Source organism: Yersinia hibernica, from assembly GCF_004124235.1.
GTDB classification, from domain to species: Bacteria; Pseudomonadota; Gammaproteobacteria; order Enterobacterales; family Enterobacteriaceae; genus Yersinia; species Yersinia hibernica.
The window spans coordinates 4,486,284-4,502,788 of the sequence record NZ_CP032487.1; the positions used below are offsets into that span (position 1 = coordinate 4,486,284).

Sequence of the window (16,505 nt, forward strand, 5' to 3'; positions counted from 1 at the left end):
AATTATTCGATACCAGAATGATTCAAAGCAATCTTCCTAATATGTGACTTTGACTGGCGAGAAACGCCAGCCGTTTTGATTATTTTGAGGTAATAATGACTGAGATGATTGCAGCAACTGTGTTGCTGTTTTTGATTATGGACCCGCTGGGAAATTTACCGATTTTTATGTCGGTGCTTAAGCATCTGGAGCCTAAGCGGCGGCGCGTGGTCTTGATTCGCGAATTGCTGATCGCCCTGATATTGATGCTGATTTTCCTGTTTGCAGGTGAGAAAATTTTGGCATTCTTGAATTTACGCACTGAAACGGTATCGATATCCGGCGGTATCATTTTGTTTTTAATCGCCATTAAGATGATTTTCCCCTCGCCCGAAAGCAATGTGACCGGGCTATCTGCGGGGGAAGAACCTTTCCTGGTGCCACTGGCCATTCCATTAGTGGCCGGCCCGTCTATTCTGGCGACCCTGATGTTGCTGTCGCATCAATACCCTAATCAACTGAGTCACTTAGTGCTGGCATTGATGATTGCCTGGGGTTTATCGGCGGCAATTTTATTGATGTCGAATCTATTCCTGCGCTTGCTGGGCAATAAAGGCGTCAGTGCATTAGAGCGGCTGATGGGGTTAATTTTGGTGATGTTATCAACGCAGATGTTTTTGGATGGCGTGCGGGCATATCTGACTAAGTGAATAATGGATGAAAGGAATGACCCATTGCCGGCAGCGGTGAAAACAGGCTGAGAGTGAAGAGCCGAATTTCTTTTGTGAAAACAAACCGTCATGTAAGTTCGGGCCGCGCCATCGCCGGCGCGGACAGGTTACTCTGCTGCCAATCCTGCCCTCCAGAGGTACAATTATCGGGGTTGGTCAGCAGTTTGTATATTACGCAACTATCGGGCTTGCTTTTCCAGCGCCAACACACACCGCTGTACAACTTCATCAATGTCCGCATCAATATCCACACAAATCACATCCGGCTCTTCTGGCCCTGGCTCTTCTAATGCTTCAAACTGACTTTTTAATAAATCAGTGGGCATAAAATGGCCGGAACGCGCTTTTAGCCTCCCCATGATCACATCGAAACTGCCTTTCAGATATAAAAATACCATTTCCGGATTGCCTTCCCGCAGGCGGTCGCGATAGCGGCGTTTCAGTGCCGAACAGACAATAATGCCGGTTTCATTCTTATGGTTCAGGCTATAAGCTGCATCGCTCAGGCGCTCCAGCCACGGCATACGATCTTCATCATTGAGCGGATGCCCACTGCCCATTTTTTGGATATTGGCTCGGGGATGCAGGTCATCGCCGTCAATAAATTTGGCATGAATGCGGCGCGCCACGGCTTCTCCCACCGTGGTTTTACCGCTACCCGACACACCCATCACGATAATGCTACGTCCTGCCATAATGTTGATCTCTATCTCAGAATGGGAATTTTACTGTTCGCTATGGTTCCGTATTTTATCATGTTACCGGTATCATGATACCGGTAACAAATAGAGATGTGACTTTTATCACAAAGGATAGAACACCGTCATTGAACTCAATCGCGCAATCACGCTGGCCCCAGCTGACTGTAACCATAACAAAAAGCGATATATACCCAAAGTAAGTGGAGAAATACTATGCCATTAGTCATTGTTGCGGTTGGCGTTGCCATGCTGCTGTTACTGATGATACGTTTCAAACTCAACGGATTTATCTCGCTGATATTGGTCGCGCTGGCGGTCGGTGTCATGCAAGGGATGCCGGTCGATAAAGTCGTCAGCTCAATCAAAGCAGGGGTCGGTGGCACACTGGGCAGCTTGGCGCTCATTATGGGCTTCGGTGCCATGCTCGGTAAATTACTGGCTGACTGCGGTGGCGCTCAACGAATTGCCACCACTTTAATTGATAAATTTGGCAAAAAGCACATTCAGTGGGCGGTGGTACTAACTGGTTTCACCGTCGGTTTTGCCCTGTTTTATGAAGTCGGTTTTGTATTGTTGCTGCCGCTGGTATTCAGTATCGCCGCTTCAGCCCGCATTCCATTGCTGTATGTCGGTGTCCCGATGGCCGCCGCGCTGTCTGTGACTCACGGCTTCTTGCCCCCTCACCCCGGCCCCACCGCCATTGCCACCATTTTCCACGCCGACATGGGCAAAACCCTGTTGTACGGGACGCTGCTGGCCATCCCTACGGTGATTCTGGCCGGCCCGGTATTTGCTCGTTTCCTGAAAGGCATTGATAAGCCGGTTCCTGAGGGGCTGTATAACCCGAAAACATTTACTGATGAAGAAATGCCCAGTTTTGGGGTCAGTGTCAGCACTGCGCTGGTGCCGGTTATTTTGATGGCATTGCGCGCGGTGGCAGAAATGATTTTGCCCAAAGGCCACCCGATTCTCTCTTATGCCGAGTTTCTCGGTGATCCGGTCATTGCGACCCTGATTGCGGTGTTAATTGCGATTTTCACTTTTGGTTTAAACCGTGGCCGCTCAATGGAGTCGGTGATGGATACCGTGACTGACTCCATCAAAATTATCGCGATGATGCTGTTGGTTATTGGCGGCGGCGGGGCTTTCAAGCAAGTTTTAGTCGACAGCGGGGTTGATCACTATATCGCCAGCATGATGAACAGTAGCGGGCTATCACCAATTCTGATGGCATGGTCAATTGCAGCCGTCCTGCGTATTGCACTGGGTTCAGCGACTGTAGCCGCCATTACCGCCGGGGGGATTGTGGCACCCTTAATCGCCACCACCGGTGCCAGCCCTGAATTGATGGTGATTGCCGTGGGCTCTGGCAGCGTGATTTTCTCTCACGTCAATGACCCTGGCTTCTGGCTATTTAAAGAATACTTTAACCTGACTATCGTCGAGACGTTCAAATCATGGTCAGTGTTAGAAACCATCATTTCAGTCTGTGGGTTAGTCGGCTGTTTGTTGTTAGCCACTGTGATTTAAATACTGCCACCGGGGAGGATGGTGAAACCCACATCAACCATTTTGGGTGTCACCGCCTCTCCGCGCAACCGAGCCAGCAAGCGCTCAGCACCGATTTGCCCCATTCTTTCGCGCGGGGTCAACACACTGGCCAGCTTCGGCACCATCGACTGGCCAATATCATGGCCATGAAAACCGGCTATCGCCATATCCTGTGGGATAGAAAGCCCCTGGCGCTGACATTCAAATACTGCCCCAATTGCCAAATCATCATTGGTACAGAAAATACTGTCGACTTGCGGGTAATTCGCCTGCGCTTCGCGCAACAACTCCGCCCCAGCAGAATAGGATGAAGACCGGCTGGTCATTACACTCCTCGGCTCTAGACCTGACTCCCGCATCGCCTGCTCATAACCTTGCTGCTTAATTACCGTCCGCTCATCCTGCCGCGCGCCAAAATACACGACGTAGCGATGACCTTTGGCGATAATCTGCTGCGTCATCTGCCGTGCAGCTTCAAAGTTGTTAAAACCTACCGCTAAATCAATGCAAGGTGAGGAACAATCCATTAGCTCAATAACAGGAATGCCCGCGACCTCAATCATTTTCAGTGTACGCGCGGTGTGGTGGCGCTCGGAGAGGATTAGTCCATCAATATTGTAGGAAAGCAAAGAGGTCAGCCGCAGCTCTTCACGTTCTTTCTGATAGCCATAATGTGCCAACATGGTTTGATAACCGTGGGCATCCGTCACACTTTCAATCCCCCGCAGCACCTCGGCAAAAACTTGGTTAGTTAATGACGGCAGTAATACACCGATAGCATGGCTGGTAGCATTGGAGAGGATATCGGGGGCGCGATTAGGGATATAGCCGAGTTCATCTAGCGCCAATGCAATTTTTTCCTGCAACACCGCAGAAACTTGTTCTGGATTGCGCAAATAACGGCTGATAGTCATTTTAGTGACGCCAACCATATTGGCAACATCTTGTAGCACTGGCCTTTTTTTCTTCATTATCAATGAACTGAGGCAGAGTAAATGGGCTGCCATTCTAGCAAAGAAAAGGGTATGACGCGATGCGCATACCCTTTTTTGCTTAGTATTATCAAAGTTAGACTGGCGGTAAATCAAACAACAATATTTCACTATCTTCATCGGCATGAATAGAAAGTGCCGCTTCATCCCAAATAGCAAATGCATCACTAGTTCCGGCCCGGTGACCATTGATAGACACATTACCGCGCACAACTTGTATCCAGATACGGCGCTCCGCCTGAGGCTGATAAATTGACTGCTCATCGCGTTTCAATGCCCAGCGCCATAACGTCATGTCTTGGAACACTTTCAGCGAGCCATCACGGGCATCCGGTGATAACACAAGCTGCCGCCCTTGCGGGATATCAAACATCCGTTGCTCGTAACGCGGCTCTAAGCCAGCCTTATTCGGGATAATCCAAATCTGATATAAATGCAGCGGTTGGTCGTCACGGCCATTATATTCTGAATGGCGGATACCGGTGCCGGCACTCATTATCTGGAATTCACCCGCATGGATTTGTTCTTTGTTGCCCATGCTATCTTGGTGTTCAACAGTGCCGGACAACACATAAGTTAGAATTTCCATATCCTTATGTGGGTGGGTACCAAAACCCTGGCCGGCATCGATAACATCTTCATTAATCACACGTAATGCTGAAAAACCCATAAATTCTGGATCATAATAATCGGCAAATGAGAAGGTATGCCAGCTGTCCAGCCAACCGTGATTAGCATGGCCGCGTTCTTCTGCTTTGCGTAAATAAATCATGTTCAACTCTCCTCAACGTTTTCTTTAGTCTAGATAGTGCTGGAGAATATGAAAGCGCAAAAAACTCACTCCTCTGTTCAAAAAATTCGACTGATTAACAAGTTAAAAGACAAATCATTTGAATTTGAAATAATTAGAGAACGGGAAAATATCAATCTCTGGATGTATGAGTGTGTTAAACCGAAAGTCAACGAAAGTGGATGATGAGAATAGGCAAAAAAAAAGCCAGCACCCGGCTGGCTAAGTAAACACTGGAAGCAATGTGAGCAATGTCGTGCCTTCTTCATGTGAACACCTACTTTGATGGCCTCATCTGAAAGCACGACAATGATAATCATTATCACTCTCACTTGTAAAGTGTTTTTTTTAGCCACTGACAATATTCTTGACTCAGGTAAATAAAACACTATTTTATTAGTTAATTCAAACAGTAAGAGTAGGGGTATATTGATGAAAAATGTGCAGATACGCCATGTGGAACCCACCGATTATCCGGCCTTGCAGCAGCTATTTGCTCATCCACTGGTTTATCGCGACACATTACAGCTTCCTCTGCCATCTTTAGACATGTGGGCAAAAAAAATCAAAGATATACCACCGGGGATGCATAATTTGGTGGCATGTATTGATGAGAATATTGTTGGTCAACTTACTGTTGAAGCAAACCAGCGGGCACGCCGCCGTCATGTTGCTACTTTTGGCATTGCTGTTGATGCTAGTTTTTACAGGAAAGGGGTAGGCAGTGCATTGATGGCAGCCATGATTGACTTATGCGATAACTGGCTGAATATACAACGTATTGAATTAACAGTGTTTGTCGATAATCAGGCAGCAATCGCCTTATACCGTAAATTTGGGTTTGACATTGAAGGTACCAGCCCACGCTATGCTTTCCGTGATGGCAAGTTTGTTGATGCCCATCATATGGGCCGGATTAAAATATCAGAATAACTACCAGGGGTAGGGTTTATGCCCTATCCCCTGCGGCAACTGTTTGCCAGTAGATAGCATGCAAGAGCACCAATACATTTGTAATTTCAATATATTCGCAATTTAAAGGGCAATGACTGCCACTAAATACCCGCTGTTTCTTTGATATAACGGCGGGCTTTCACCGCATACTCAAATGGATTAGCAAGCGCTGGGTCTTGCTCTGCCTCTACCACCATCCATCCCTGATAGCCTTTTTTGTCTAGCAAGTTAAATACTGGGCGAAAATCAATGACACCATCGCTAGGTACTGTGAAAGTGCCTTTTTTCACACCATCAAGGAAACTGAGTTTTTTTGCTTTAACTTCCGCAACTATCTCATCACGAACATCTTTAAGATGAACATGATTAATACGCGGTAAGTATTTTTCTAAAATAGCTAACATTGCCTCTTGGCTACCCTCGGAATAATAGGCATGACCGGTATCAAATAGCAGATATACATCATCGTTAACCATACTCATATAACGGTCTATTTCTTCACTGGTTTGAATACCGGTTCCCATATGGTGATGTAAACACACCTGCATCCCTTTCGTTGCAGCAATTTTAGCTAACTCGTTATACCCATCCGCGACGCGTTGCCATTCAATATCAGTAAAGTAAGGTTTCTCGTCAAATACGGCTTTTGTAGTTCCCTGAATACTTTTACTTTGTTCTGAACAACCAATCACTTTTGCTCCCATGGCATGGAGAAAATTCATGTGATTAATAAATTCATCAATCGTTTTAGCGTGTTGATCATCAGCAAAGAAGGTACTGAACCATGCATTGCAAATCTGTATACCACGAACTTCAAGCATAGGTTTCAATACGTTAGGATCTCGTGGATATTTACTGCCAACTTCACTACCGGTAAACCCAGCCAGTGCCATTTCACTGATACATTGTTGGAAAGTATTTTCTTTGCCTAAATCCGGCATATCGTCATTCGTCCAACCAATAGGAGCGATTGCCAACTTCACACGATCTTTATTCATAATAACCCTCTGCGATACATCTAATTTATACAGATGAATACAATTAAAAGGTAATTAATTGCCCGCTCTTGTAATACAAAAAATAGTCTTTATTGAAGTTTTAAATAGTGCCTAATACTCAGAAGGCTATAGGATTTTATTTATTATAAAAAGCGGGCCGTGGCGGCAAGCTTATTGGGACAATCTCGCCATTATCCTGCGCAGCAATACAAGCATCTGCAGTAACTGCGGCCGCAAAGCCATCCCAAGCAGAAGGCCCAGTGAGTTTTTCCGCTAATACATCATTGATAAAAGCTTGTAACTCGACATCGTAGGCATCAATAAAACGATCTTTCCAGTCGGTGAGAATTTCATGTGATAAGCGCGCTTCACTACGCAGCAATACTGAGGAGGGTTCAGGTAATTTTGCAATGCCGTTATCGCCCACAACTTCGCATTGAATATCATAGCCATACTGGCAGTTCACAAAAATCTCAACATCAATGCGTGTCCCTTTAGCCGTTTCAAACAGTACGACTTGCGGGTCTTTCAGATGTGCTTTGGCATACTTGGCTTTACGCGGGAAAACAACCTGAACAGAGATATAATCATCATCTAGCAGCCAGCGCAGTACATCAATTTCATGAATTAATGTGTCAGTGATAGCCATGTTCGTGGTGTAATTCTCACCAACTCGCGGGTTACGGTGAGCGCAATGTAACATTAATGGCTCACCAATCTTGCCACTGGTTATCACTTCTTTAAGTGCGCGATAACCTTGATCATAAGGTCGCATAAAACCAACTTGAACCAAGCGTTTACCTTGTGCAGCTTCCGCTTCTACAATCCGCTTACATCCTTCAGCGGTCACCGCCAAAGGTTTTTCACAAAATACGTACTTACCCGCAGCCACAGCGGCCAACACGAACTCTTCGTGACTTGGCCCCCAAGAGGTCACTAACACCGCATCCACTTCTTTTGCATTAATCACGTCATAGCCATCAGCATATATATTCGCTTCGATGCCCAAGTCACGAATAACCTTAGTGGCATGCTCACGATTAATATCAGTCACTGCGACTACACGACCACCCTGCAATACCTTGCTACAACGGCGAATATGATCCTGACCAATAGCACCCGTTCCAATCACACCAATATTTAACGACATAGCATTTCCCTCATGAAGTTTCGGTTTGCAGGTGATACCTGCTAGTTGTACGACTTCACCGCCAAGCCAAGCGCTCCCACCCTCTTTTAAGCTGTAGGTGTGTTCACCCTGTGGGCCAGCGCAAGTGCTAATAATCACGAGCTTTAGCGATATTTTGCTCTAACACCCGCACTATTGCGTCCGTCCTCCCACTCTCAGAGACCTGAGCAACCCCGACTCGCCACCAACTCAGATACTTATGCACCATGGTCTTTGGCAGAACTTTTATGTCTATCAAGGTTGAAACCGTCTGCAAACGCGCATCAGCCAATGCATCAATCAGTTGCTGCTCAGTGGAAACACGGTATGTCTTACAACCATAGGCAGCAGCCAGCATGGCAAAATCGACAGGAACAAAATCACCATCTAATTGGCCGGTTGCCTGATTACGGAAACGGAATTCCGTGGCATAGCTGTCCATTCCATGTTCCATCTGGAGATTATTGATACAGCCGTTTGTCATGTTATCGAACAACATCACATTAATTTTGCAGCGTTCTTGAATGGATGTGACCAACTCAGAATGCAGCATCATGAAAGCACCATCACCGACTAACGAATAAACTTCGCGATCCGGCTCTGCCAGCTTTACGCCCAATGCAGCACTGACTTCGTAGCCCATACAGGAGTAACCATACTCGACGTGATATCCATTGATTCCTTTCGTGCGCCACACCCGCTGCAAATCACCGGGTAAGCTGCCAGCAGCGGCAACAATGATTGCATCTTGTGGTAATTGATTATTGAGTATCCCGAGAACCTGACTTTGTGTCAGAGACGAGCCGGTTTTATTGATAAACTCGGCAAATACCTGCTCACGATCTAAATGGTCACTGATTTCAGGAGTGAAATCATCAGCGCTGTATTCCACCTGATAGACCCGCTTCGTCTCCGCTAATTGTTCAGCACGCACCTGCGCAATTTCGCCCCCCCAGCTCGCCTGATAATCAGTATTACCGAGTTGCTGATGCAATGCTGACAATGCTTCTCGCGCATCAGCCAGTAGTTGCAAACCATCCAATTTTCCGGCATCGAACGCGCTTACGTTAATATTGAGGAATGAAACATCCGGATTCTGGAACAACCACTTAGATGAGGTCGTAAAGTCGGTATAGCGAGTGCCAATACCAATCACGAGATCAGCTTTTTTAGCCAATGTGTTAGCCGCAAGACAGCCCGTTTCACCAATGCCACCAAGATTTAGTTCATGTTCGGAGCTGATTGTGCCTTTACCGGCTTGTGTTTCTACCCATGGCAAACCAAAACATTCCGCAAATCGTTGCAATGCTTGACCGGCTTGTGAATATTTCACTCCCCCGCCACATACCAAAATCGGTTTACGTTTTGAGGTCAGTAAAGCAATAGCATCAGCCAACATAGCCGTGCTGGCAGGCCGCCGGTCAAAACGATGAATGCGCTTCTGGAAAAAATAATCAGGATAATCATAAGCTTCCGCCTGAACATCCTGTGGCAAACAAAGTGTTACTGCCCCGGTTTCCGCTGGGTCAGTTAGGACTCGCATGGCATTAATACACGCGCTCATCAACTGTTCTGGCCGTGTAATGCGATCCCAATATTTACTGACGGGCTTAAAAACATCATTGGTGCTGATGCTCAAGTCATGTGATTGCTCAATCTGCTGTAGTACGGGGTCAGGTTGACGCGACGCAAACACATCACCTGGAAGCAATAACAATGGGATCCGATTAGCTGTCGCAGTCGCAGCAGCAGTAACCATATTGGCACTTCCGGGCCCAACAGATGATGTACAAGCATAAATTTGCTGGCGTAATTTCTGTTTTGCAAAACCGATCGCAGCATGCGCCATTCCTTGTTCATTTCGCCCTTGATGAACCACTAACTCGCCACAGTTTTGCTCTAGTGCCTGCCCCATCCCCAGTACATTACCATGGCCAAAGATAGCAAAAATCCCTTTGATAAATTTGATTTCCTGGCCATCAACTTGCAGGTATTGATTGTCCAAAAATCGGACTAATGCCTGTGCTGTGGTTAGCCGAATCTTATTCATTTATCCATCCTTTGCTCTGTTTGCGCGATACCATGGCGGCCGAGATATTGTCAGCCCCTGAGGAGACGTTTGCCGGAGAGAAGAAGCCGATACTGATAGCTTCCTCTATGTTGACAACACCGAGGTGAAACATAGCAGGGATTATAAACAAATATTTTTTTCATAAAATGACATTACAGAAAAAATATTTCATTATGCGATGAAGATCAAATAATCAGGTAAACACTGAAACTGCTCAACCTTAGTTTACACATTAGAAATGGCATCATTTCGCCTCACAAAATATATAATTAATTAATTGATATTATTAACTTATTAAAATATTTAATACCTTTTATTTTCCCAAAGAGAATCAGCAATAACTTGCACTATTCTTTGAGTTAAACCCTATTTACAGCCGTTATATAAGGCTTTTAGCCTTGTCACATAACCGGGGAATAAATTTCATTTAACCTTGAACTTGAAATTTTTATTCCTCATACTGATTTAAGAAACGTTCACACAGGTTCATTTCATCGGTCATTGTCGGGGTTTGATTTAATACAGAAGGAAATGGGGATGGGTACACAACACAAAGTGCTGGATGTCATATGTATCGGGCGAATCGCCGTCGATTTTTATGGGCAACAGATTGGTTCCCGGCTGGAAGATACCAGTACATTTGCCAAATACTTGGGGGGGTCATCAGGTAATGTTGCCTATGGTACGGCAATTCAAGGCTTGAAGTCAGGTATGTTGGCACGTGTCGGTGATGAACATATGGGCCGATTTCTACGCGAGGAATTACAACGTGTTGGGGCTGATACCCGTTTTCTTATTACTGATAAGCAACGCTTAACCGCTTTAGTTATTCTGGGTATTAAAGATAAAGAAACTTTCCCACTGATTTTTTACCGTGAAAACTGCGCTGATATGGCGCTAACACCAGATGATATTGACGAGTCTTATATTGCTTCATCACGAGCACTTGCTATCACGGGAACACATCTTTCGCATCCCAATACACGCGCTGCTGTATTGAAAGCATTAGATTATGCGCATAAGAATGGGCTACGAACAGCTCTGGATATTGATTATCGCCCGGTATTATGGGGGCTAACTTCACTGGGTGACGGTGAAACACGTTTTATTGAATCGGAAAAAGTGACGCAACAATTGCAAGAAGTCCTACACCATTTCAATTTAATTGTCGGCACCGAAGAAGAATTTCATATTGCCGGAGGCAGTACGGATACCCTGATAGCACTACAAAATGTACGTAAAGCGACATCAGCGACACTGGTCTGTAAGCGCGGAGCACAGGGCTGTTCAGTGTTCGAAGGAGAAATTCCCATCAGTTGGGAATTCGTCAAACTTCACTCTGGCGTGCGCGTTGAAGTTCTCAATGTGCTCGGGGCCGGCGATGCCTTCATGTCTGGCTTGTTACGCGGTTATCTTAATGATGAAAGCTGGGAACAAGCTTGCCGCTATGCCAATGCCTGTGGAGCACTGGTTGTTTCACGTCATGGCTGCGCGCCTGCGATGCCAACCAAGATAGAATTAGACAATTACCTCAGCCGCGAGCATTCCGTACCACGCCCTGATAGTGATGATCACCTTAATCATTTACATCGGGTGACAACCCGTAAACAGCAGTGGCCGGAACTTTGTGTCTTTGCTTTTGACCACCGCAAGCAGTTGGCCGACATGGCGCGTGAGGCAGGGGTGAGTGAAGACCGCATCCCTGAACTCAAAACATTATTGTTACAGGCAGCACAACAAGCTGCTCAAGAGTCTGGGCTGGAGCATAAGAGTGGCATTCTGGCAGATACGACTTACGGGCAGGAAGCACTCAATACCATTACTGGACAGGGGTGGTGGATAGGCCGCCCAATTGAGTTGCCCAGTTCAAGACCGTTGCGCCTTGAGCATGGCAACATCGGTTCCCAACTCATTGATTGGCCGCTGGAACATGTTGTGAAATGTTTAGTTTTTTATCACCCTAAAGACAGTGCGGAGCTACGCCAGCAACAAGATGAACTGATTCTTGATGTTTATCGTGGATGCTGTAAATCAGGGCATGAATTACTGTTGGAAGTCATTTTACCTGAAGATAATAAAGATAAAGATGAGCGGTATTACATTGAAACTATGGCTCATTTTTATGGGCTAGGTATTCAGCCTGATTGGTGGAAACTGCCCCCTCTGAGTGCAGAAAACTGGCAGCAGGTGGGTAAACTGATTGAAACTCAAGACCCCTATTGCAGAGGCGTATTAATTCTTGGATTAGATTCCCCAGAAGCTATATTAAAAGCCGGTTTTGCGGCGGCTGCCAAAGCACCATGGGTTAAAGGTTTTGCTGTCGGCCGCACAATCTTTGGCCAAGCAGCACGGCATTGGCTGCAAGGTGAGTTAAATGATGCGCAATTGATTAAACAAGTGAAACAAAATTATCAAACACTCATAGGATATTGGCGAGATTATCGCCCGGTGGCTTGAGTTAAACATCGCTTTACTGGCGCTGTCGTAGAAAATCGTCAGCGCCATTATGCTGTTATCTGCATTGTTTCTTCCTTATTAGTTGGAAAAAATCCTGATTTTTATCAAACTTGATAAAGTAATATCTTTTGCTTACAACCATTTCCTTTATTATGGTTTTGTGAATGATTTGAATTCGCAATGAAATAAAAGCAAAGACAAATATCAATAAATGAAATTTTCCAACCATCTGTTAGAATGCCTGACAGATATACCCAAAGAACTTGCAGTTGCAACTAAGTAAAGCGGGAAAACCCCGGCTAACTTACACCAATAAGTGATTCAGGCGAGTATATGTAGCGAACCACTCTGCAACATCAAGTACCGAGGGAATAACCCTTGAATTTTCCTCTGCCGTGGGCCGAATGGATGAATAACCCGACTCAATTATCATTGTTACAAGACCAGATTCGTCATCGTTATGAGACGTTAAGCAAACGCTTAAAACAAGTTGCCCGTTATATATTGGATAACAGTAATAGCATTGCATTTGATACAGTTGCCTCCATTGCGGCTCAAGCTAGCGTGCCACCATCAACATTAATTCGGTTTGCAAATGCCTTTGGTTTCAGTGGGTTTAACGAAATGAAACAGGTATTTCGTCAGCACTTGATGGAGGAAACCGTTAACTATACTGAACGGGCGCGATTGTTCCGCCAAACCTCAACTGATGGTAATACTGCGCCAGAGAAACCGGCAGAAATATTGAATGTATTCACAATGGTGAATGCGCAAGCTCTGCAACAACTGGCAGTACAAACCAGTGCAGATCAGTTGGATAAAGCTGTTGAGCTGTTGAATAACGCTGAAAATATTTATGTTATTGGTCTGCGGCGCTCTTTCAGTGTGGCTTCTTATCTGACTTATGCATTACGTCATTTAGAGCGCAGAGCCTTTCTGATTGATGGGCTGGGTGGAATGTTCGCTGAACAACTGAGCATGGTAAAACCCAAAGACGTGGTTATTGCCATCAGTTACTCACCTTATGCACAAGAAGCATTAGAACTGGTTGAGTTGGGTGCGAAAAGTGGTGCCCAGCAAATAGCCATTACTGATAGTCAAGTCAGCCCATTAGCGGCTTTCAGCGATGTTTGTTTTGTGGTGAGAGAAGCACAAGTTGACGGATTCCGCTCCCAAGTTGCTTCTATGTGCCTAGCGCAAACTTTGGCAGTTTCGTTGGCGCTCAATAACGCAAAAGAGTAAACCATCGGGCAAGATAACCAGGTTCGATACAGCCAGACTCAATCTTCCGGAGCCAATAAAATGGGTAGCATCCCACCTACCCATTCAATTTATTCTTTAAAAAAACGACTCAGTTTTTTTCTAGCGGATATTGATCACTGTTGATCCAAGCGTGATCTTTTTCCCAAGTGAATTTCCATAACCGTACTGGCCCTGCCATAACATTCAAATAATAGTTGTCGTAGCCCGCCAATGTTGCCACTGGGTGGTATCCCCTTGGCACTTTCACCACATCGCGGTTATAGACCGCCATACATTCATCCAGTGAACGATCGTCGGTATACACCCGCTGCATGCAAAAACCTTGCTCTGGATTGAGGCGGTGATAGTAGGTTTCTTCCAGATAAGTTTCATCTGTTGCATTTTCCTGGTCATGTTTATGACTTGGGTAAGAACTGGTATTCCCCTCATCGGTATAAACTTCAACCACCAGCAAACTGTCTGCGGGCTGATTGTCAGGCAAAATATTATGTACTAGCCGCTGGTTACGCCCTTTACCCCGCTGCTCCACTCCCACATCTGCCGGTGTAATCAGGCGGGAAGGTAAATGGCCATGACCAGGGGCACGGCAGACAGCTAATTCCAAATCGGTCTCTGCCACAACTTTCACATAATCGTGATGTGGAACATAAACAGCATAAGGGGGGGTTCGCTCGAAAGGGCTCATACGTTTGCCAATGTGCGGATATTCAGCACGCCGGGTAGATACTGAGGCCACTCCTGCGACTAATACAAGACAGAGTTCATTATCTGCACTGTCCAGAGCCAACGTCTTTCCAGCCATGAGGTGGTAAACATCAAACCCAACAAAACGCCATTCTGCATTTTCCGGTGAAATATGCTGAATACGCCCATCCGCATCTGGTAGCTGACATTTGGCAAGCAGTGAAGACATGGTGACTCTCCTGTTAACAACATCGAATTATTCTCACAAACACCCTCAGGCAGCATTAGCCCAGTGTTGGCATACTGTATTCTGAAACAGTCTGCTGACCTGTCGGCCAACGGGCGGTAGTTGTTTTCATGCGCGTGTAAAAACGTACACCATCAGTACCATGGACATTTAATGCCCCAAATACAGAGCGTTTCCAACCACCAAAACTGTGAAATGCCATTGGTACTGGAACCGGTACATTCACACCGACCATCCCTGCCTGGACTTCATGTACAAACTGCCGTGCATAGTGGCCATTACTGGTGAAAATAGCGCTCCCATTGCCAAACTCATGGCTATTCACCGTATTAATTGCCGTTTGATAATCAGGAACTCTGACGATGCCTAATACTGGGCCAAATATTTCTTCCCGATAAATCTTCATGTCCGGGGTGACATGGTCAAATAATGTGCCGCCGACATAGTATCCTTGTTCATAGCCAGCCACCTTATAATCGCGACCATCTGTGACTAACGTCGCCCCCTCTTTAACACCTTGATCAATGTAATCAAGGACTTTTTTCTGGTGGACTGCAGATATTAACGGCCCCATTTCATTTTCTTCCCCGCCTTGCTTTATACCGGGGCCAACACGCAAGTGGGTAATGAGTGGTTTTAACTTCTCAATTAACTTATCTGCCGTACTTTCCCCGACGACAACAGCAATAGGCAATGCCATACAACGTTCACCAGCTGACCCAAATGCCCCGCCCATCAAGGCATTAACTGTCGCGTCCAAATCAGCATCAGGCATGATAATCGCTTGGTTTTTCGCCGCACCAAAGGCTTGTACGCGTTTACCGTGTGCACTGGCCGTGGTGTAAATATGCTCGGCAACAGTAGAGGAGCCGACAAAGCTTACTGCTTGAATTCGTGGGTCTGTACAGAGTTGTGCGGCACTTTCATTTGAACAGTGAATAACATTGAATACGCCATCAGGTAAGCCCGCTTCCGTCAACAACTCTGCCAACCGAACCGATGCAGAAGGGTCCAGAGCTGGCGGTTTCAGAATAAAAGTATTTCCGCACGTTAATGCTATAGGGAACATCCACATTGGCACCATCGCTGGAAAGTTAAATGGTGTTATCCCGGCAACTACCCCTAAAGGTTGCATCATTGAGAAGCAATCAACTCCGGTACCTACATCTGCGGAATATTCGCCTTTCAATAGATGCGGAATACCACAGGCGAATTCAACAACTTCCAGGCCGCGAGTAATTTCACCTAGCGCATCGGAATAGACTTTGCCGTGCTCACGGACAATCAGCTCCGCCAGTTCATCACGATGCTGCTCAATCAATGTTTTAAAGTTGAACATAATGCGAGCGCGGCGCAGAGGAGTCGTTTGTGACCAATGAGAAAATGCCTGATGAGCAACACCGATAGCCTGATGAACTTCTTCAGCGGTACTTTGCGTAACTTGGTTTTCCACTGTACCGGTAGCTGGATTATGAATATCGGCAGTCTGATTGCTAGAGCTCAGAGAACTCTTCCCACCGATAAAGTTACTCACGATTTTCATGTTTCACCCTCTTCTTAATAGTGGCTATCGCAAGGGTCATTGAAAATGGCTATATGCCAGACACCTAACGGACCATACGCCCAATCAGTAAGGGTTATCTTGGGATAAAACCAAGATAGCCCGCAAGGCGGCCAGTCACCAGAAAGGCGAAATACCAGCCGATATGCAGACTCTATGCTATTGAAAAAAAAGTTTCAAATAACTTTCTTTGGAAATTTTATTTTGTGCGATGCATCGCAAGTTCCTGCAAGAGATCCGCGCAACTATCAAAATCTCCAGAGTTGCTACGCAACACTATTACATTACTGCAATTTCTCATGTTTTAACTTTAAATAAGCACGTAAAGTGAAAAGAAACACACGTTACTATTTAGTTC

General features: G+C 45.8%; 13 protein-coding genes. 5 read left to right on the forward strand and 8 right to left on the reverse strand.

Annotated elements, in window-relative coordinates; genetic code table 11:
• The first annotated feature begins 95 nt into the window (after positions 1-95).
• Positions 96-689, forward strand: coding sequence for a YhgN family NAAT transporter (locus D5F51_RS21085; RefSeq protein WP_025376577.1), 594 nt, complete (start codon positions 96-98; stop codon positions 687-689).
• Between the two features lie 200 nt (positions 690-889).
• Here the strand turns inward: D5F51_RS21085 and D5F51_RS21090 are convergent, their stop codons facing one another.
• Positions 890-1,405, reverse strand: coding sequence for a gluconokinase (locus D5F51_RS21090; RefSeq protein WP_025376576.1), 516 nt, complete (start codon positions 1,403-1,405; stop codon positions 890-892).
• Between the two features lie 219 nt (positions 1,406-1,624).
• Between D5F51_RS21090 and gntT the strand changes: the two genes are divergently transcribed.
• Complete coding sequence (gene gntT / locus D5F51_RS21095) at positions 1,625-2,941, forward strand: gluconate transporter (protein ID WP_025376575.1); 1,317 nt, start codon at positions 1,625-1,627, stop codon at positions 2,939-2,941.
• Here gntT and gntR read toward each other — a convergent pair.
• Positions 2,938-3,933 (reverse strand): gluconate operon transcriptional repressor GntR, encoded by a 996-nt coding sequence (gntR, locus tag D5F51_RS21100; RefSeq protein ID WP_129198886.1) that lies wholly within the window; start codon positions 3,931-3,933, stop codon positions 2,938-2,940. The genes gntT and gntR overlap by 4 nt on opposite strands.
• Positions 3,934-4,030: 97 nt before the next feature.
• Positions 4,031-4,726: a pirin family protein gene (locus tag D5F51_RS21105; RefSeq protein ID WP_025376573.1), complete on the reverse strand. Its 696-nt coding sequence runs from the start codon at positions 4,724-4,726 to the stop codon at positions 4,031-4,033.
• Positions 4,727-5,176: 450 nt separating this feature from the next.
• Here D5F51_RS21105 and D5F51_RS21115 point away from each other — a divergent pair, with 450 nt between their 5' ends.
• A complete protein-coding gene (locus tag D5F51_RS21115; protein ID WP_129198890.1) occupies positions 5,177-5,677 on the forward strand; it encodes a GNAT family N-acetyltransferase in 501 nt (166 codons plus the stop codon).
• Positions 5,678-5,799: 122 nt separating this feature from the next.
• On the opposite strand, the gene iolE is transcribed toward D5F51_RS21115, so the two are convergent.
• From iolE to iolD, 3 genes are all read right to left on the reverse strand, one after another.
• Positions 5,800-6,696 (reverse strand): myo-inosose-2 dehydratase, encoded by an 897-nt coding sequence (iolE, locus tag D5F51_RS21120; RefSeq protein WP_129198892.1) that lies wholly within the window; start codon positions 6,694-6,696, stop codon positions 5,800-5,802.
• A 136-nt stretch (positions 6,697-6,832) separates the two neighbouring features.
• Positions 6,833-7,846, reverse strand: a complete 1,014-nt coding sequence (gene iolG, locus D5F51_RS21125; protein ID WP_129198894.1) for a bifunctional inositol 2-dehydrogenase/D-chiro-inositol 1-dehydrogenase — start codon at positions 7,844-7,846, stop codon at positions 6,833-6,835.
• A 127-nt stretch (positions 7,847-7,973) separates the two neighbouring features.
• Positions 7,974-9,914, reverse strand: a complete 1,941-nt coding sequence (gene iolD, locus D5F51_RS21130) for a 3D-(3,5/4)-trihydroxycyclohexane-1,2-dione acylhydrolase (decyclizing) (protein ID WP_129198897.1) — start codon at positions 9,912-9,914, stop codon at positions 7,974-7,976.
• Positions 9,915-10,472: 558 nt separating this feature from the next.
• Between iolD and D5F51_RS21135 the strand changes: the two genes are divergently transcribed.
• Together D5F51_RS21135 and D5F51_RS21140 are read left to right on the forward strand one after the other, a co-directional pair.
• Positions 10,473-12,392: a bifunctional 5-dehydro-2-deoxygluconokinase/5-dehydro-2-deoxyphosphogluconate aldolase gene (locus tag D5F51_RS21135; protein ID WP_162301809.1), complete on the forward strand. Its 1,920-nt coding sequence runs from the start codon at positions 10,473-10,475 to the stop codon at positions 12,390-12,392.
• 408 nt (positions 12,393-12,800) lie between these two features.
• Positions 12,801-13,634 carry a MurR/RpiR family transcriptional regulator gene (locus D5F51_RS21140; RefSeq protein ID WP_025376569.1) on the forward strand — a complete coding sequence of 278 codons (834 nt, stop codon included), beginning with the start codon at positions 12,801-12,803 and terminating at the stop codon, positions 13,632-13,634.
• Between the two features lie 109 nt (positions 13,635-13,743).
• On the opposite strand, the gene iolB is transcribed toward D5F51_RS21140, so the two are convergent.
• A complete protein-coding gene (gene iolB, locus D5F51_RS21145) occupies positions 13,744-14,568 on the reverse strand; it encodes a 5-deoxy-glucuronate isomerase (RefSeq protein WP_129198899.1) in 825 nt (274 codons plus the stop codon).
• Positions 14,569-14,623: 55 nt separating this feature from the next.
• A complete protein-coding gene (locus D5F51_RS21150) occupies positions 14,624-16,129 on the reverse strand; it encodes a CoA-acylating methylmalonate-semialdehyde dehydrogenase (protein WP_129198901.1) in 1,506 nt (501 codons plus the stop codon).
• Positions 16,130-16,505: the final 376 nt, after the last annotated feature.

Coding starts and splice junctions, on each gene's coding strand:
- D5F51_RS21085 (WP_025376577.1), top strand. CDS start 96: ATGACTGAGATGATTGCAGCAACTGTGTTGCTGTTTTTGATTATGGAC.
- D5F51_RS21090 (WP_025376576.1), bottom strand. CDS start 1,405: ATGGCAGGACGTAGCATTATCGTGATGGGTGTGTCGGGTAGCGGTAAA.
- gntT (WP_025376575.1), top strand. CDS start 1,625: ATGCCATTAGTCATTGTTGCGGTTGGCGTTGCCATGCTGCTGTTACTG.
- gntR (WP_129198886.1), bottom strand. CDS start 3,933: ATGAAGAAAAAAAGGCCAGTGCTACAAGATGTTGCCAATATGGTTGGC.
- D5F51_RS21105 (WP_025376573.1), bottom strand. CDS start 4,726: ATGATTTATTTACGCAAAGCAGAAGAACGCGGCCATGCTAATCACGGT.
- D5F51_RS21115 (WP_129198890.1), top strand. CDS start 5,177: ATGAAAAATGTGCAGATACGCCATGTGGAACCCACCGATTATCCGGCC.
- iolE (WP_129198892.1), bottom strand. CDS start 6,696: ATGAATAAAGATCGTGTGAAGTTGGCAATCGCTCCTATTGGTTGGACG.
- iolG (WP_129198894.1), bottom strand. CDS start 7,846: ATGTCGTTAAATATTGGTGTGATTGGAACGGGTGCTATTGGTCAGGAT.
- iolD (WP_129198897.1), bottom strand. CDS start 9,914: ATGAATAAGATTCGGCTAACCACAGCACAGGCATTAGTCCGATTTTTG.
- D5F51_RS21135 (WP_162301809.1), top strand. CDS start 10,473: ATGGGTACACAACACAAAGTGCTGGATGTCATATGTATCGGGCGAATC.
- D5F51_RS21140 (WP_025376569.1), top strand. CDS start 12,801: ATGAATAACCCGACTCAATTATCATTGTTACAAGACCAGATTCGTCAT.
- iolB (WP_129198899.1), bottom strand. CDS start 14,568: ATGTCTTCACTGCTTGCCAAATGTCAGCTACCAGATGCGGATGGGCGT.
- D5F51_RS21150 (WP_129198901.1), bottom strand. CDS start 16,129: ATGAAAATCGTGAGTAACTTTATCGGTGGGAAGAGTTCTCTGAGCTCT.